At 44.6% G+C, this 17,667-nt stretch carries 15 protein-coding genes; 9 read left to right on the top strand and 6 right to left on the bottom strand.

The window, feature by feature from the left end; translation table 11 throughout:
• The first annotated feature begins 82 nt into the window (after window positions 1-82).
• Window positions 83-1,156, top strand: coding sequence for a DMT family transporter (locus QUA50_RS06910; protein ID WP_333262025.1), 1,074 nt, complete (start codon window positions 83-85; stop codon window positions 1,154-1,156).
• A 13-nt stretch (window positions 1,157-1,169) separates the two neighbouring features.
• Here the strand turns inward: QUA50_RS06910 and QUA50_RS06905 are convergent, their stop codons facing one another.
• The 3 genes from QUA50_RS06905 to QUA50_RS06895 all read right to left on the bottom strand — a co-directional run bounded on the left by QUA50_RS06905 (window position 1,170) and on the right by QUA50_RS06895 (window position 2,734).
• Entirely contained in the window at window positions 1,170-1,589 is a 420-nt protein-coding gene (locus tag QUA50_RS06905; protein WP_333262028.1) for a PIN domain-containing protein, read from the bottom strand.
• Window positions 1,586-1,876: a hypothetical protein gene (locus QUA50_RS06900; RefSeq protein ID WP_333262031.1), complete on the bottom strand. Its 291-nt coding sequence runs from the start codon at window positions 1,874-1,876 to the stop codon at window positions 1,586-1,588. The genes QUA50_RS06905 and QUA50_RS06900 overlap by 4 nt, the downstream gene beginning before the upstream one ends.
• 243 nt (window positions 1,877-2,119) lie before the next feature.
• Complete coding sequence (locus QUA50_RS06895; RefSeq protein WP_333262034.1) at window positions 2,120-2,734, bottom strand: hypothetical protein; 615 nt, start codon at window positions 2,732-2,734, stop codon at window positions 2,120-2,122.
• A gap of 73 nt (window positions 2,735-2,807) precedes the next feature.
• On the opposite strand from QUA50_RS06895, the gene QUA50_RS06890 reads away from it, so the two are divergent.
• The 5 genes from QUA50_RS06890 (at window position 2,808) to QUA50_RS06870 (ending at window position 8,714) form a co-directional block, all read left to right on the top strand.
• Window positions 2,808-3,668: a M20/M25/M40 family metallo-hydrolase gene (locus QUA50_RS06890; RefSeq protein ID WP_333262038.1), complete on the top strand. Its 861-nt coding sequence runs from the start codon at window positions 2,808-2,810 to the stop codon at window positions 3,666-3,668.
• A gap of 157 nt (window positions 3,669-3,825) precedes the next feature.
• Window positions 3,826-4,182, top strand: a complete 357-nt coding sequence (locus QUA50_RS06885) for a helix-turn-helix domain-containing protein (protein WP_333262041.1) — start codon at window positions 3,826-3,828, stop codon at window positions 4,180-4,182.
• A gap of 163 nt (window positions 4,183-4,345) precedes the next feature.
• A complete protein-coding gene (locus QUA50_RS06880) occupies window positions 4,346-4,585 on the top strand; it encodes a hypothetical protein (RefSeq protein WP_333262044.1) in 240 nt (79 codons plus the stop codon).
• A 38-nt stretch (window positions 4,586-4,623) separates the two neighbouring features.
• Window positions 4,624-4,848: a hypothetical protein gene (locus QUA50_RS06875; protein WP_445243147.1), complete on the top strand. Its 225-nt coding sequence runs from the start codon at window positions 4,624-4,626 to the stop codon at window positions 4,846-4,848.
• Window positions 4,849-4,997: 149 nt separating this feature from the next.
• The gene (locus QUA50_RS06870) at window positions 4,998-8,714 is read left to right on the top strand and encodes a hydantoinase B/oxoprolinase family protein (RefSeq protein ID WP_333262050.1); all 3,717 of its coding nucleotides are present in this window, start codon (window positions 4,998-5,000) and stop codon (window positions 8,712-8,714) included.
• Window positions 8,715-8,874: 160 nt separating this feature from the next.
• Here QUA50_RS06870 and QUA50_RS06865 read toward each other — a convergent pair whose 3' ends face one another.
• Window positions 8,875-9,816, bottom strand: a complete 942-nt coding sequence (locus QUA50_RS06865) for an XcyI family restriction endonuclease (RefSeq protein WP_333298716.1) — start codon at window positions 9,814-9,816, stop codon at window positions 8,875-8,877.
• Between the two features lie 9 nt (window positions 9,817-9,825).
• On the bottom strand, window positions 9,826-11,163 hold the full coding sequence (locus QUA50_RS06860; RefSeq protein WP_333262056.1) for a hypothetical protein: 1,338 nt from the start codon (window positions 11,161-11,163) through the stop codon (window positions 9,826-9,828).
• A 343-nt stretch (window positions 11,164-11,506) separates the two neighbouring features.
• On the opposite strand from QUA50_RS06860, the gene QUA50_RS06855 reads away from it, so the two are divergent.
• Together QUA50_RS06855 and QUA50_RS06850 are read left to right on the top strand one after the other, a co-directional pair.
• On the top strand, window positions 11,507-12,154 hold the full coding sequence (locus tag QUA50_RS06855; RefSeq protein WP_333262060.1) for a sigma-70 family RNA polymerase sigma factor: 648 nt from the start codon (window positions 11,507-11,509) through the stop codon (window positions 12,152-12,154).
• Between the two features lie 112 nt (window positions 12,155-12,266).
• Window positions 12,267-12,587: a 2Fe-2S iron-sulfur cluster-binding protein gene (locus tag QUA50_RS06850; RefSeq protein WP_333262063.1), complete on the top strand. Its 321-nt coding sequence runs from the start codon at window positions 12,267-12,269 to the stop codon at window positions 12,585-12,587.
• Between the two features lie 455 nt (window positions 12,588-13,042).
• Here QUA50_RS06850 and treS read toward each other — a convergent pair whose 3' ends face one another.
• Window positions 13,043-16,423, bottom strand: a complete 3,381-nt coding sequence (treS, locus tag QUA50_RS06845) for a maltose alpha-D-glucosyltransferase (RefSeq protein ID WP_333298717.1) — start codon at window positions 16,421-16,423, stop codon at window positions 13,043-13,045.
• A gap of 744 nt (window positions 16,424-17,167) precedes the next feature.
• On the opposite strand from treS, the gene QUA50_RS06840 reads away from it, so the two are divergent.
• Window positions 17,168-17,398: a photosystem II protein, Psb35-related gene (locus QUA50_RS06840; RefSeq protein WP_333052866.1), complete on the top strand. Its 231-nt coding sequence runs from the start codon at window positions 17,168-17,170 to the stop codon at window positions 17,396-17,398.
• Window positions 17,399-17,667 lie beyond the last annotated feature (269 nt).

Below are 17,667 nucleotides of genomic sequence, written 5' to 3'. Positions count from 1 at the left end.
AATATATAATTGTAAAAATTGCTTAACAAAACTACATCATCCCCACGAGAATCAATCTCATCAATTATTTGGAGTCTCCGCCATGCAGCTAAAACTTACCGATTCAAAACTGCCTTTTGCCCCGCTGTTGCTAATTGCCCCGTTTTTCCTGTGGGGAACCGCGATGGTAGCGATGAAGGGGGTGATGCCGCATACAACGCCGCTGTTTGTGGCATTCGTGCGTTTAGTACCTGCGGGCGTGTTGGTGCTGCTGGCGGCGGCATTCATGGGAAAACCGCAGCCGCAGGGCCCGAAAGCTTGGCTGTGGATTTCGCTGTTTGCTTTGGTTGACGCCACTTTGTTTCAAGGCTTTTTAGCTGAAGGTTTGGCGAGAACCGGTGCGGGTTTGGGTTCGGTGATGATTGATTCTCAACCGCTAGCAGTGGCGATTTTGTGTTTGTGGCTGTTTCAAGAAAAAATTGGTTTTTGGGGCTGGTTGGGATTAGTGATTGGCGTTGCGGGCATCAGTTTAATTGGGTTGCCCGATGGCTGGATTGTGGGGCTTTTTCATCCTGAAAACAGGGAGGTTTCTGCGGGTATCGAACAGTTGTTTCAGGGTGGAGAATGGTTGATGCTGTTGGCTGCTTTGTCGATGGCTGTGGGTACGGTTTTGGTGCGCTGGGTTTGCCGTTATGTTGACCCGGTGGTGGCGACTGGTTGGCACATGATTTTGGGCGGTTTGCCGCTGTTGGCAATTTCGGCTGCAACTGAGTCTGAACAGTTTGTGAATATCGATTTTTCCGGCTGGATGGCGTTAGGTTATTCTACTGTATTCGGAAGTGCGATCGCCTACGGTTTGTTCTTTTATTTTGCTTCGAGTGGCAGTCTGACAAGTTTAAGTTCTCTTACCTTTCTTACGCCTGTATTTGCTTTGCTGTTCGGCAATTTGTTTTTGGGCGAAGTGCTCAATCCGCTGCAATCGATGGGAGTTGGGCTGACTTTGGTGAGTATTTATTTGATTAATCAGCGGGATACTTTGGGTGAGAAATTGAAGAAAATGCGGCACAGTGAAGCGAGTGCAGAAGTTGAAGCAACAGGATTGTTAGAGTCGTCTGAGTTGAATTCTGTAGAATTACCTGTGCAGTTGCAGGTTAGCGAATTGGAATCAGAAGTTTAGCGCTTTGAGAAATTTAGGGAGAATTGGTTAATTCTTGAATTAACTGATTTGGAGTTACAATCCTAGGAGTAGTAACCGGAAAATCTCGCGGGTTGCGGGTGACAATGGCATCAATTCGATTGATGACAGCAGTGCTGTACTGAATCGCATCTTCAAAATCCTTGAAGTTGCAAGTTAATGCCATTGAAATAACAGAGTTATCTACTGTTGCGACTTGACAAAATGTGGCTAGCAGCCGCAAAAACTCAAGCGTTGAACCTCTACCTTTAGCTTTACGGATAATGTAGTAAAGGTCACTAAAAGTAGATGCTGAAATATAGCCTTCTACCTCTCCTTGTTCAACTAAAGACAAAACTTGTTCGCTTTCGCCAAAAAATGGCTGTCTTGCAAGGGCGATATCTAAAATGATGTTGGTATCTAGCAAGATTTTCACAGATTGTATTTCTCCTTTAAAGCTTCCCATCTAGCTTGGTCTGCATCGAAGTCAGGTGAGACAGGTTGAGTATTTTCAAACCAGGCTTGCAAAGCCTTGATTTTAGTTGTCACTTTTCTTTTAGGCTTAGCTTCCTCCGCATGAATTAGTGGATCGGGAGAACTGACAACAGTATCAGGTAGCTGCAAGACGATGATTTCGACATCTCCGGGTGGCATATTCACGGGTTCCACAACTACCAAGTTGCCAGTTGCATCGATTTTACCTCTAAGTTTGTATGCTTGCATGGTAATCTCCGATAACTATGTTTCTATTATATGACATAATAACTTGCTTCATTACCAATCCTCTTCAACATCTGGACTATTGAAATATCCAGGGAAAATCTTCTCAATAACAATCTGGTCACTAAGTCACTCTGTAATCAATCCAAAACTAATCATATTAAAAAAAATTAGGAAGACCGCAGAGCACATTCATTGAGGTTCTGGAACTCTTGGGAAATAAGTTAATTTTACTATCGATCGCACTCAAACGTCAATTGGTTGCAAGACAGCCCCCCTTGCTAAAATCCCCAAAATTTTATTCACATCTTTGAGGTAAAATTCAGTCAGATCGATACTAATTACACTTCCTTCTAATTTCATAAATTTCCAAATACTCCCAGTAGTCACCGCGCCGTAAATTGTTGAAACTTCATTGCCTGTACGTTCGTTAAATATCCTAGCTGCTAACATTTCCGCTACGCATTGTCCCAAGCCAGCAGTGATATTTTCTTTTTTAGCTTCCACGAGGGGAATTACGGGAGCGCTGACAAATAGTATTTCTGGTGAATTGCTGATAATAAAATCGCAAATCCCATTTAATTCCCTTTCACTGTCCACGTCAAACTCTATTCCCGAAAACAAGTTAATTCCTTCCTTTAACTGTCTTCTGAGCTCGATTAAAATTGGTGATATAATCATTTCCGAGCGAGCTTTTTCGCTGTTACTGGCAACGGCTAAAGGTACATTGTAGCGGAGAATATCTGTCAAGAGGGCGCTGCATTCTAAGTCTGGTACATCCCCGAATAAATCGACTGTTTCTGAAGTAGTCAGTTGAAAGGTTCGCTTCACTTTTTCTAAACTAAAATCTCTGTAGGGCATTTTGCTTGTCTTCCGATAATTTTTAAGATTAAACAGAATATAATTTGATGGTACTCATTGTGTAGCAGACTGCATGAATCTCAAGGAACGCCTGCACAGCCATCTGATTCAAATTGTACGCGATCGCAACCCATACCTCGCATCCGAAGGGCATTTTTATGCCCAGCAATACATCTGCGAACAGTTTGCACAGTGGGGAACTGTAGAAATTGACGATTTTTCCGTGCGCGGCCGAATTCATCACAATTTTATCTTGAATTTACCCCCCCTCAGTCCCCCCCTTGCTAAGGGGGGGAAGCAAGAAAATTTGCCGATTATTATAGGAGCTCATTACGATACTGTACCCGGATCGCCTGGGGCCGATGATAATGCTACTGGTGTTGCTGTTTTGCTGGAACTCGCAAGGGATATCGCATCTGGGCCGCTCAAATATCCAGTGCAATTAGTCGCTTTCGATATGGAAGAATACGGTTGTTTGGGAAGCAGTCATCATGCAGCTAAATACAAGCAACAACAAAAGTCAATCCGGTTGATGATTTCTTTGGAGATGTTGGGTTACTGCAACCATAATCCTAATTCTCAAAGCTATCCCGCTGGCTTGAAATATTTTTATCCAAATTGCGGCAATTTTATTGCTTTAATTGGCAATTTGCGGACGGTTCCCGATTTGATTAATTTGAGTGGCAAAATTCGCAAATCTGGTCAGCCCTGCGAGTGGCTACCAGTGCCGAATCGAGGTTTAATTGTGCCGGATACTCGGCGCAGCGATCATGTTCCTTTTTGGGATAACGGTTATCCGGCGATTATGGTGACTGATACTGCTAATATGCGGAATCCGCATTATCATCGAGAAAGCGATAAGATTGAGACTTTGGATTTGGATTTTCTGGCGGGTGTTTGTCGGGGGTTGGTTGAGGGTATTCGGTATATGTAGCTTTTATTGAACCGCGAAGGCGCGAAGGGCGCGAAGCAAGAAAGAAGAAGAGAGAAGAGAAAAGAGAAAGTGATATAGCAATTCCATTTGAGATGTAAATATGGATTTGTATGGTAAAATAGAAAAGTTTGATAATAAATGAAAGGGAAGAAACCAAATGTCAGCCAATCAAAATGAAAAAGAAAGACAAATAGAAGGTTTAATCAAATTTATAAATAGTAATGGAGACTCGCGAGAAATGAAGAGAGCCTTAGCCGTAAAACTGGCTCTACAAGGTTATGTGTACAGAGCGATAGAAAATATACTAAATGTATCTCAAGGTTATGTAAGTAAATGGAAAAAAAAATTTATAACACAAGGAATACCAGGTCTAAGATTAGGCTATAAAGGAGCGAAAACCAAGCTAACATGCTTAAGAGGAAGAATCAACCATACAGTGGTTATCATGCCAAGAATATTGGGATATATCCGAACTAGAAATATATTTAATAGAGGAGTACGATGTCATATTTGAATCGAAAGAAAGTTACTATAAGATTTACAGAAAAGCGAAGATAACCAGACAAAAAGCTGAAAAAGTAAATCCGAAAAAAAAATGAAGAATTAGTCAAAAAAAGAAATGAAGAAATCAACCAAATTCTCGAAGATAATAGAGAGGAAATAGAGTCGAACTTGTAGTGTATGCAATAGACGAATGCCATTTAATGGGAGGAGACATTGTAGGTGAAGCATGGGGAAAGTCAAAAGAACGCGTGGAAATACCAATTAATAATTATAAAGATAGACAAACTTATTATGGTGCATTAAATTTGTTAGAACCAGATTTAATTCTCGAAAAATATTCAACAGGAAATGGAGAAAATACTGTCAAATTTGTCGAAAATTTACAAAAAAAAATGTCGGAAAAAGATTGTTAATATTTTGGGATGGAGTCAGACATCATACCGGAGAGAATATGCAGAATTTTTTAGCAAAACAAAATGAAGGACTAGCCAAATCGGAATGGAAAATTACTTGTGAACTTTTTGCCCCTTATGCACCCGAAGAAAATCCAGTTGAAGCAATTTGGTTTCAATTAAAAAGTTTGCTCAGGAGGTTTTATCGTTTCGGCAAGAATTTTAATATTGTTAATCTTTTATTTCAATTGTTTGCTAAATATAATATGCATCAATTTTCCTAACTTGAAAAGATTTGATGCCTTTTCACAATTCATTTAGGATTGCTATATGATTTTTATGAGTATAAGGTTATGATTTTTATGAATTGACTTTTAGATGGTTTTGTTAAATAATTTTTAATTATTCACATAACAAAGTTTAGGAAAAATATATGAATGCTGATTTTCCCGATCGCACTCGCTGGCAATTTTGGATCGATCGCGGTGGCACTTTTACCGATATTGTCGCCCAGCGCCCCGACGGTAAATTAGTCATTCACAAGCTGCTGTCGGAAAACCCAGAACGCTACACAGACGCAGCAGTTCAAGGAATTCGCGACATTTTGGGAATTGCCGCAGATGTTCCCATACCCGCCGCCGAAATTGAAGCGATTAAAATGGGGACGACGGTGGCGACAAATGCTTTGCTGGAACGAAAGGGCGATCGCACAATTCTGTTAATTACTAAAGGTTTCGGCGATGCGCTGAGAATTGGCTATCAAAACCGCCCGAATATTTTCGCGCGTCACATTGTTTTGCCCCAGATGCTGTACGATCGAGTTATTGAAGTTGCAGAACGCTACAGCGCTCAAGGTGAGGAGTTAACTGCTGTCAATCCCGAATTTATCCCGTGTTTGCAGCAAGCATACGATGAGGGAATTCGTAGTTGTGCGATCGTATTCATGCACGGCTACCGCTACTCGGAACACGAAAAACAAGTTGCTAAAATAGCCAGAGAAATTGGCTTTACTCAAATTTCAGTATCTCACGAAGTCAGCCCGCTGATGAAATTAGTTTCGCGGGGAGATACTGCGGTTGTCGATGCTTATTTATCTCCGATTTTACGTCGATATGTCGAACAAGTAACCAGTCAGTTAATCGAGGCAGATTCCGGGAACGAGGGATTATTAATGCCCAATGCCCAATCCCCAATGCCCAATCCCCAATTCCCCAAATTAATGTTTATGCAATCGAACGGCGGCTTAGTGGACGCCACACAATTTCAAGGAAAAAACAGTATTTTATCCGGGCCTGCTGGGGGAATTGTCGGTGCAGTTCAAACGAGCAAAAAGGCAGGTTTTGATAAAATTATTACCTTTGATATGGGCGGAACTTCGACAGATGTTGCCCATTTTAACGGCGAATACGAACGCGAATTTGAGACGGAAATTGCTGGGGTGAGATTGCGATCGCCCGTGATGGCAATTCACACTGTAGCAGCCGGCGGCGGTTCAATTGTCTTTTTTGACGGGGCTCGCTACCGCGTCGGGCCAGAGTCCGCGGGGGCCAATCCTGGGCCTGCTTGCTATCGCAAAGGGGGCCCCTTGACGGTGACTGATTGCAATGTGATGTTGGGGAAAATTCAACCGGATTTTTTCCCGAAAGTATTTGGATTGAATGGAGATTTGCCGATCGCCCCTGACGTAGTAAAGCAAAAATTTGGGCAATTAGCGGGGGAAATTGGGGGCGAGAGGACGGCCGAAGAGGTGGCGGAGGGTTTTTTGGCGATCGCGGTGGAAAAGATGGCAAATGCTGTTAAAAAAATCTCGCTTCAGCGCGGTTACGATGTTTCGGAGTATACTTTGTGCTGTTTCGGCGGTGCGGGCGGCCAACACGCTTGTGCGATCGCCGATGCTTTGGGGATGAAACGGGTATTTATTCACCCTTATGCGGGTGTGTTGTCGGCTTACGGTATGGGTTTGGCTGATGTGCGGGCTATTCGCGAAAGGGCGATCGAGCAACAATTAAATGCAGAATTATTACCTGAGTTGCATCATATTTTAACCGAATTGGAGGCTGAGGGAAAGAGGGAATTGAACCGCAGAGGCGCAGAGAACACAGAGAAAGAGTCAGAGGTTTTAGTTATTAGGAAGCTGCGCTTAAAATATCAGGGAAGTGACTCGGTTTTGGCGGTAGATTTTGCTGACAATATTGAGGTCATGCAGGCTGAATTTGAAGCAGCACACCGACAGCGTTACAGTTTTATTATGCCCGAAAAACCGCTGATTGTGGAAGCGGTTTCGGTGGAAGTTGTAGAAAGAATGGATGTGCCGGAAGCATCCACAATTTCCTCCTCTGGTGGCATGGGCATCTTGCCTGTGCAACCAATTTCAACAGTGCAAATGTATGTGGCTGGCGGGTGGCGGGAAACGCCTGTTTATCAGAGAGACGATTTGCGATCGCACGACTGCATTAGCGGCCCTGCTATGATTGTTGAAGCTACGGGAACTAATATCATAGAACCGGGCTGGGAAGGGGAAATAACCGAAAATAACGATCTAATTTTGAACCGCCGATGCACGCAGATGGAGGCAGATAATATCCGCGTTCATCCGCGTTCATTTGCGGTTAAATCAGATCCTGTTTTGCTGGAAATTTTTAATAATTTGTTTCGGGCGATCGCGGAACAAATGGGCGTCACATTGCAAAACACAAGTTCCTCAGTCAACATCAAGGAACGTCTCGACTTTTCCTGTGCAATTTTCGACCAAAACGGGCAATTAGTTGCCAACGCGCCGCACATTCCCGTACATCTGGGTTCGATGAGCGAAAGCGTTGAAGCTTTAATTTTAGCACAAGGCAATGCGATTCAACCGGGCGATGTTTATGTTTCTAACAATCCCTACAACGGCGGCACGCATTTACCAGATATCACCGTTATTACTCCAGTATTCGATCGTGATTCCTCCCTTCCTTTGTTTTATGTTGCCTCGCGGGGACACCACGCCGACATCGGCGGCATTACTCCCGGTTCCATGCCTCCTAACAGTACAACAGTAACTGAAGAAGGTGTATTGCTTGACAATTTTCTGTTAGTAAGCAAGGGCAATTTTCGAGAAAAGAAATTACTAGAAATTCTGACAGCGGGGAATTTTCCTGTCCGCAATTCCCCTCAAAACATAGCCGATTTGCAAGCACAAATTGCTGCTAACAAGCGCGGCGCCGAAGAACTGCTCAAGATGGTAAAACATTATGGATTAGAGACGGTGCAAGCTTATATGGGCTTCGTACAAGACAATGCGGAAGAGTCGGTACGCAGGGTAATTGATGTTTTGCAAGATGGCGAGTTTACTTATCCGATGGATAGCGGCGGACAAATTAAGGTAGCGATTACAATTGACAAATCTGCGCGCAGTGCAAAAATAGATTTTACTGGCACTTCTGCTCAACAATTCAACAATTTTAATGCTCCCGCTGCGGTGTGCAAAGCCGCTGTTTTGTATGTTTTCCGCACGTTGGTAGATGACGATATTCCTCTAAATGCGGGCTGTTTGAAACCTCTCGAAATCATCAATCCCGAAGGCTGTATGCTGAATCCTCGCTATCCGGCGGCGGTAGTTGCCGGAAATGTGGAAACATCGCAGAATATTACCGATGCTTTGTATTGTGCGTTGGGAGTGATGGCTGCTTCTCAGGGAACTATGAATAATTTTACCTTTGGAAATCAGCGCTATCAATATTATGAAACTATTTGCGGCGGTTCGGGTGCTGGTGCAGATTTTGACGGTACGGATGCGGTTCAAACTCACATGACTAATTCGCGTTTAACCGATCCAGAAGTATTAGAATGGCGGTTCCCGGTGTTGTTGGAAAGTTTTGCAATTCGGGCTAATAGCGGGGGAAATGGATGTCATCGCGGCGGTAATGGAGTTGTGCGGCGAGTGCGGTTTCGGGAGGCGATGACGGCGGGCATTTTATCGGGGAGGCGGGTGATTTCTCCTTGCGGTTTGAATGGGGCTGAAGCGGGGAAAGTTGGGCGGAATTATGTTGAAACGGTTGATGGAAAAGTTGAGGATTTGGGGAGTACGGCGAGTGTAGAAATGCAGCCGGGGGATGTGTTTGTAATTGAAACACCGGGGGGCGGAGGATATGGTGTTATATCCAAATAGTAATTGAGAACTAAACTATTGATGCGATCGTACATTTTTGGAGTGCAATTAAACAGCAGTAATATCGGACGCGATCGCATCCTAACAACCTGTCTACAACGCTAATTTACAATCAAAGGCTTGCCATATCGTATTGACTGTCCTAAGATAGTTGACGGTTTCACAAAGCGAGTAACCTGAACAGTTCTTCTTTTTTGCTATCTTGCTCTATTAATTCTTCCAAGATGAACCAATAATTGACAACATTCTGGGCCGCATTGAGATCAGATATGGCTCGTGTAGTAACAGAAACACCCGGTAATATAAGAATCGTTGTTGATTCCGAATTAGCTTCTTTAGCTCGAATCAAGCTTTTGAGCGTTGCTCCAAACCGCTCCAAAACGCCAGCAGTATCTATGCCTCCTTTAATTTCAACTGCGACTAGAATCTGTTCATTTCTGTAAACTCCAATGTCAGGTTCGCTGGCAAATACGATTCTCCGCCCATCTTTCAGTTGCATAACTTTTTCGTCAGAGTTACCTGTTTCATTAGAAATCCAGTCTTCCTCACGCAATCTCAACTGCACCATAGATTTTATGAGAATTTCGACTTTGCTTCCCTTTGCATTCTGCCAGGAACCCTGAGCTTGCGAACCAGCAGCCATTCCACGCCATAAATCAAATTCGCGAGCATCTATCTGTTCATCGGTTTCAACTAAATGGCTAATAATTTTATTTAAGTGCTGAGCTATATTCCCAGCCACCACCTCATCAGGGAAACCTTTCCCTTGCTCATAGCGAATGCTTGACATTCCAACTTGATTCATGGATTTTTGGGAAACCATTGCTAACATTCTATAATAGCCTACAGCACAGGATACGCTCATCAAAACCTGGGGGTGAGCAAAGACAATCACGGGCTTGATGCCGCGGTGAATTACCTTATTCCAAGCTTTTTGAGAAATGCCAAGATTATCGCATTCCCACGGCAGTGTTTCCCCTTTTAGCTGTTCAATTTGAGAGGCTGTCTCCAAGATTCCCCATTCGTGTAGTTTTTGGTGAAAAAACTCACTCTTGGACAACTGATCGAGCAACCAAGCTTCCCGTCTGTTCGATGATGTCATTGCTGTCACCTATTCCTTCTGCCAAATGAGCACGCTCTCGCGGACAGGAATTCGACCATATTTACCCATCTGCTGCGAACTGTTACCTTTGTAGCGGGCAACAATTACTTGCTCAACTCGAAAACCCAGCTCTTGGGCCATTTCTGAAAGCACTAAATCGACTGGGACTATCTCGCTGGCAAAACGCACGTTATCCACAACTACCGCTACTTTTGCACCGGGAGCTAGAATTTTTGACCATTCGCAAATAGCTTTTTGCATATCCACAAAATAGGCTGTCAACATATCAGGAATGCGGGGATTATTTAATGCTTTCCCTTGCTGTCGGAGTATGTCTACAACTTCGGCGATTACAGGATTTGGCGGTTTGTCAAAAGCATCAACTTTTGATTCGATGTGCGATCGCAAAATCCCAAACCTCAACTCCTTTAACTCCTCAAAGTTCTTGACAAAGTTAAAGCACAGTTCCAGCGAATAGGTGCGGGTGTAGTCGTAACGGTTAGGATAGGGTGGAGATGTAATCAAAGCTGTGGGTTGTGTCTCAAAATTCACATTGCTCAAATTCCGAGTATCACCTAACTGAACTGCGGGAAGTGGCGCGGATTTCTTTAGCCCCCACAAACACCTTAAGGATAGAATATCTTCTTCAGCTTCATATACTTTCTGTTGCAGCATTTCCCCAGGATCTGGAATTAACTTATCCTGTTTCATGCGTAAAAATTGACCGTCTTTTGCCGTGTAGCTGCAAGGCTCTAAAATAGCCAAAAACAGCAATTGAAAAATTTCTCGCAAGGGTGAAGATAAACTTTCAATAGCGCTTTTCCACTGGCGCAATTTGAGCAGCGTTGCTTCTGGAAAAGCGACTTGCATAATCTTGACATCCATTGCCACCTCAGCGGGTTCTGCTTTGTCGGCCTTAGCTTTGAGTTCGGCAAAAGTTTTTCGCAGAGTTTGGGGTTCTACTGAACAGAAAAGGGGTAGCGTCCCAGCAATAAAGGTGGCTATTGGCAGTCTATCTATTCCTAATGCGGGGACATTGTGCTGCATAGCTGTAAATAAAGTTGTCCCCATGCCGCAGAAAGGCTCAAATAAATAATCCTTTTCTGTTAATCCAAAACGGTGAATAAATTGCTTGACTAAAGCAAAGGAAAATGCTTCTTTGTAGCGGAAGAGGCGGAGAACTGGCAAGTTTTTGTTGCCTGCGTAGGATACGAGTTGTCCCAGTCGCAGTTCTTCACTCATGTACGGCGCAAATTTTGCTTCGATGCGATCGCGTTCAGCACAATTGGCAGTTTCCGCAGGACTCGCCATGATCTCTGCTTCTGGGAATAAACTTAACTGTTTCACTGCGTTTTGTCTCCTGATGGCGAACCTCGCCTTTGCTGTGTCTTCTGTCAAGTTTACTGCGAAGTCGCTAGCTTTTTAGAAATTCACCCAACTGGGTCATCTAGAGTAGGACTTACGCATTGCGAACGGTAAATTGTCATTCACAAGCTAAGCGCAAAGAATCTCGGAGCTCTTTCGCGCTTAGCCCTGGATGACATCGGAGTTACTCCTGTAGAGGTGAAAACTAATGAGCTTGATCGCACATCGCCCCGACAAAATCAGCCTCAACTCTGGAACATCGATCGACAGATAGTGTAAAATCGTGTTGCACCAGCATATATTACCAAACTATTCTAGAACAATTGTGCAAACACCTAATTTTTCAGAACTCAACCATCCTGTGGTCAAATCCCTGTTCCACCACAGCGATCAGGAATTATTGACTTTGTTTCAAAACCATCCCGATCAAGGTAGGTTCTTCACGGCAATTTTTTGCCGCTATGCTCAAATTGTACACTCCCTGATTCGCCATTCGGTACGATCGCCCGTACAAGGCGATTACCTGTTTGCCCACACTTGGCTGCACATCTATCACGAACTCCGAGGCCTCGATTTGCGCCGCGAGATCCAAGAGTCTGATGGCGGCAATCTCAGTCTCCAAAACTGGCTAATTAATGTCACCGCAGTCTGCATAAATCAAGCTGAATTGCCCCCTGTTGAGTCGATTCACTACTCTTTGCAATCGGCTCCGCCTCCCCTCTGGTGTTACGTCAAACAAGCCTTAGAATTGTTAGCGCCGCTGCCGCGTTTAGTGGTGTTGATGGCTCAGACTTTCCGCTGGAGCGAAACTCGAATAGCAGCTTATTTGCAAGCAGAAGGCGAAGCTATTTCGCCCGCTCAGGTAAAGGCTTTGCTGCAAAAAGGATATCAAACTTTAGAATCAAACTTGCCGGAGGATATTCGGGCTATTTATCTAGATGAAAATCTCGAATATCAAGAAGCACTTGTCTAGATATACACGATATAAATCCGCCCTTTCGAGTTGTACGGGCGGGTTTTACCCGAAATATTTGGTAGAACTAACATCATCGTAAACCCGCCCTTTCGGAAGCAATAAGGAAAAAATGGCTGTTTATCAAGTTCGGTTGGTGAATGAGGCTCTCGCGCTCGATCGCACGATCTCCGTACCAGACGACCAGTATATCTTAGATATGGCAGAAGATGCAGGCATCCGCTTGCCGAATGGATGCAAGCAAGGAGAGTGTTCTGCTTGCGTTGTCAAACTGCTGAGCGGTGAAATCGACCAAAGCGAACAAAAGTTTTTGAAGCCCTCAGAATTGCAAGCTGGCTACGCTGTTACTTGTGTGGCTTACCCGCTTTCAGACTGCACTTTGTTAACTCATCAAGAACAAGTTTTATATCAAGCCGCCCTTTATTTTAAGTAATAGGAAATCTTTTTTTTACCATCTTTTATTCTAGCCTCCCTGGGCGCGAAATTTCTTTGTATAAAAGCGAATTATATTCGCCATTCATATTATGTCCGGTCGATTACCCATAAGGATCGCGAATTAAATAACTTACAATTTTAATTGTTATTGTGGGATGGGCGTCCCGCCCCTCCTTTTTGGACGGGCGGGACGCCCATCCCACTTTCAAGAGTGGAAGTTATCTAATTCTCATTCCTAATAAGGTAGGGGCGGGTTAACAAAAAATATCTGCTCATAATTGACAATCTCAAAAACCCGTCCTTTTAATCGCGGTAACTCGATCGGACACGATCTCAAATCGTTATCAAAGCAGATTTCGTGTCATCTAAGGTGCGTGACTTTCCAGCATCTCGCTGTTAATTTAGGAACTAAAAAGCCACGCACCCTAACGAGTATAGATAAACCCGCCCTTATTAATTCAGCAATTGTAGAATCCGCTGAAGCGGAATTTCCGCGAAATCTAAGCGGTAATTGAGTTCGTAGGCTAGCTCGGCAACCGCTTTTTCCAAAATGTAAGCATCCAACAAAACTTGTAGTTCCGGTATAGATTTGGGCAAGAAACTTGCATCTGCTGCAGTCGCCAAATAACTCTTGACAAAAGTTAGGCTGACCCAGCGGTGCCAAACGTTCGCCCACTGCTGCATCTCCGGGAGATTTTCAGGGCGAATCATGCCGCTTTCTACTTCATTGCGGAGTGCCAAAGTAACAGCGTAACTTATAGATTGCAGCATTCCCGCAACATCTCGCAGGGGCGACCTCTTCATCCGCCGCTCGCTTAAGGGTCGATCGCGTTCTCCTCCGAAATCAATAATTACGAAGTCTTTGCCTGTATAAAGAACTTGCCCGAAATGAAAGTCCCCGTGACAGCGAATTCTATCGGCGGTGATTCTCAAGTTCAAAATAGACTTGAAACGTTCCATGATCAACTCTTCGCGGTTGAGGAGCTTTTGCGCCGATTTTTGTATTTCTGGTGGCAGTTTAGACAGCCGTTTTTTCAGCTCCAGCAAAGTTCTTCCAGCCAGATTTCTCATGTGTTGATAGATGGAACGCTGGTAAAAGGAAGTAAAGTTTTCTGGGGCAAAAGCGGGATTTTCTGTATCAGAAGCTAAAGCCAGGTGAAGTTCGGCTGTCCGCTGACCTAAAAGTTCGGCTGATGCTAAGTAAGAGCCGATGAGTTCGCGAGCTAATGCCGGAATTTCTAGCGATAAATCGGCTACTAGCGAGTTTTGCTGCCGCTGGGTTTGTCCGGTCAAAGCGTTCGGCAAATAATTTTCGGGGGCAGTAGATAAATTATCGCTGGAATGCTTTGCTTCTACTGTCATTACTTGCTCGAAATAGTCGCGCAGTGTGTCTAATGTATAAGACCAAGCATCTACGCTGTCGGGGATTAATTTTTGTAGGATTCCGACTGTAAGGACTTGTTTTGCTGGTGTGTGATATTCCAATGCTCCGGTAATTGGAGCGTAATGCTGGATCGAGTTGCGCTCTGTTAAAAAGCGTCCGATTTCTAATTCAGGGTTGATTCCTTCCTCGACTTTTCGCAATATTTTCAGGACGAAGCGGTCGCCGTAACCAGCAGATGTATTGCTTTGTTCTTTTTTGAACAGGTGAGGTTCGAGCTGCGCTAACTCTTCTTCTGATTTGAATGCACTGTCGGCAAGTCCTAGCAGTTGACCTGCTATACCTCTGTAACTGCGAGAATTGGCGATCGCCCCCAGCAGCGCGCTCAGAAAACCTTTCTCCCCAGCAGCATCAAATAGTACCCCGATTTCCTTTTTGGTTTCTGGGAAGTGCAGGCGCGCGATCGCCCGATCGTCCACATCGCCTTTAACCTCTTCCCAACCTAAAGGTAAAACGTAAGTTTCGGGCATACCTTCAGTATAATTCAACAGCAAGAACAGAATGTAAACTTGAGATTCCTCTCCCGCACTATCTTTACATTCAATCGGTACAATCTCACTTATTTCTAAAGATTGAATTGTTCTATCTGAACCGCTAAACCAGCGATTGCGCCGCAGGTATCCCGGCAAAATATTAAGCAGCATATCGCTTAACTGACTTGTAGCAAAAGCAGTTTTCCAATTGCCTATCACCGCCAAAGTAGGCAAGTCTGTGGGAACACCGTGCAGCGAAATATCTTCGTGTTTAACAGTAAGAGTAAACCAGTAAAACGTGTGAGGGCTCAAGGACAAAAAGTAAGGCAACTCGCCAACGGCAGGAAACTCCGTGCGACCGAAAATCTCCACCGGAACAGCACCTTTAAAGGGCGCCAGGTCTAATTCTGCCGTCTGGACGAAGCGCGACAAATTAGCCACTACGAGGATGTGTTCGTCTTGATAAGTGCGAACAAAAGCTAAAACTTTGCGGTTTTCCGGGTACAGAAACTCGCAAGTTCCGCGACCGAATGCTTGGAAGCGCTGCCTAATTGCAATCAGGCGTTTCATCCACCACCACAGAGAACTCGGATTCGCCCGCTGCGCGTCCACGTTAACAGATTCGTAGTGATATTCAGGGTCAACAATTGGCGGCGCGTACAGCCGCTGCGGGTTAGCACGGCTGAAACCGGCATTGCGATCGCCACTCCACTGCATCGGAGTTCTCACCCCATTGCGATCGCCCAAATAGATATTGTCTCCCATGCCAATTTCATCGCCGTAGTAAAGCACAGGCGTACCCGGAAGAGACAGCAGCAAAGCATTCATCAACTCGATACGGCGGCGGTTATTTCCCATCAAAGGAGCCAAGCGGCGGCGGATGCCCAAATTAATTCTCGCCTGAGTATCTTGAGCGTAAACCCGATACATATAATCTCGGTCTTCATCACTCACCATTTCCAGCGTCAATTCATCGTGATTCCGCAAAAATAATGCCCACTGACAATTATTGGGAATATGTGGAGTTTGCTGGAGAATGTCGCTAATTGGGAAGCTATCTTCCATATGCAAAGCCATAAATAAACGCGGCATCAGCGGAAAATGAAAGTTCATGTGACATTCATCCCCAGCAGCGTAATATTCAACCGCATCCTCCGGCCACTGATTCGCCTCAGCCAGCAGCATCCGGTTCGGGAATTTCTCATCTACGTGCTTCCGCAATTGCTTCAGGAATACGTGAGTTTCTGGCAGGTTTTCGCAATTAGTACCTTCGCGCTCGTACAGGTAAGGAACTGCATCCATCCGCAGTCCGTCTACTCCCAGCGCCAACCAGAAATCTACCACATCTAAGATGGCTTGGCGGACTGCCGGATTGTCGTAATTCAAATCTGGTTGGTGCGAATAAAAACGGTGCCAGTAATAAGCTTTTGCTACAGAATCCCACGCCCAATTAGAGGTTTCAAAATCTTGGAAAATAATCCTAGCATCTTGATATTTTTCCGGCGTATCGCTCCACACATAAAAATCTCTTTCGTTACTGCCTTTCGGGGCGCGGCGCGCTCGCTGAAACCAAGCGTGCTGATCGGAAGTGTGGTTGACAATTAACTCAATAATGACTCGAATTCCACGCTGGTGCGCTGCTTCTAAAAGGTCTTTAAAGTCCTCTAATGTGCCGTAAATCGGATTGACCGTAGTATAGTGAGATGTATCGTAGCCGTCGTCTCGGAGCGGCGAGGGAAAAAATGGCAGTACCCAAATGGCTGTGACTCCCAAGTTTTGCAGGTAATCCAGTTTTTCTGTCAGTCCTCTAAAGTCGCCGATCCCGTCTGCATTGCTGTCGGCAAAAGCCCGAACTGGTACTTCGTAAATAATCGCGTCTTTGAACCACAACGGGTCGTTATTTAACATTGAGTTTGCCATGATTTGTAGCGATGATTGGTAATTGGTAATTTTTAAAGTTTGGTAATAGGGATTTGTTAGTTCCAATCCAAACTGATAAATCATAACTTATAATTGGGCCGCTATTCATCATGCCAGCCGCAGACTTTTAATCGTAATTTATGAACGCAAAACTTATAATTTCTTAACTATAAAATATCAACAATCTGTTTTGCTATTTCAGACACAGTTAACAATCCGGGTACTGTGCTACCTACCGATGCGCGGTGCACACCCTACCGAGGCGTGTCAACTTAAGCCTGAAACCCCTCTGTATCTCTCACTGGTAGCCCAGTCTAGATCCCGCTCGCATCGCCCTTGATAAGGGGAGTAGGGGTTGACTTTGAGAGCACTCTTGTCCCCCCCCTCTTATTAAAGCAGGGCGGTTTCATTCTCACCAAAATCAGGCTTTTGTAGCGGCGGTGCCAAGAGTGCCCGCCCCCACCCACAGACGATTTCACAGGCGTTTGGGACATGGGGGCAACCACAGGGGGATTGCCCCTACCGAGAATGAAACCGCCCCCCTCTTATTAAGGGGGAGTAGGGGGCAAGCTAAGGGGCGATCGAGTCCTTGTTGACACTAAGCACACCCTACAGACTCAGGATTAGGTGCGGTATTTACTACCTGCCGGACGGTTGCCACGACATTACAGTACCTTGACGTTGATTGCTAATTTTCGTTACATTAGTTTACATAAAGCAACAAAAGTTAAGGAAAAAGTAAAAATGACTATTGTAATCGCTCTTTTAATCGTCGGTTGGGTCGCAGCCTCAGTAATTGGTACTCAAGCATATTTCCTGGGGGAACAGTCAAAGCCCATCCACGAGCGGAATTGGAACGATGAGTCTTTTGAAAAATTGGCTGTAGCAATCACAGCAACAGAGATGGATTACAGCGTTCGCGTTCCCGCCTACAGCATGGATGCTTACGGCAGCCGCACCATCTCGAATTCTTGATATCAAGTAACAGGTTTCACCATTTTCAATAACAGGCAAGATGCCTGTTCCACAAGAGAATTGATGGTTTGTGGAACAGGCATCTTGCCTGTTCCTAATTTTCAATAACAGGCAAGATGCCTGTTCCACAAGAGAATTGATTTGTGTGTGGAACAGGCATCTTGCCTGTTCCTAATTTTCAGTAACAGGCAGGATGCCTGTTCCACAAGAGAATTGATTTGTGTGTGGAACAGGCATCTTGCCTGTTCCTAATTTTCAGTAACAGGCAG

It is taken from the genome of Microcoleus sp. M2_D5 (assembly GCF_036701935.1).
Classification (GTDB): domain Bacteria; phylum Cyanobacteriota; class Cyanobacteriia; order Cyanobacteriales; family Microcoleaceae; genus Microcoleus.
The sequence above is the reverse complement of the archived record's forward strand: the minus strand, read 5'-3'. Positions and strand labels throughout refer to the sequence as shown.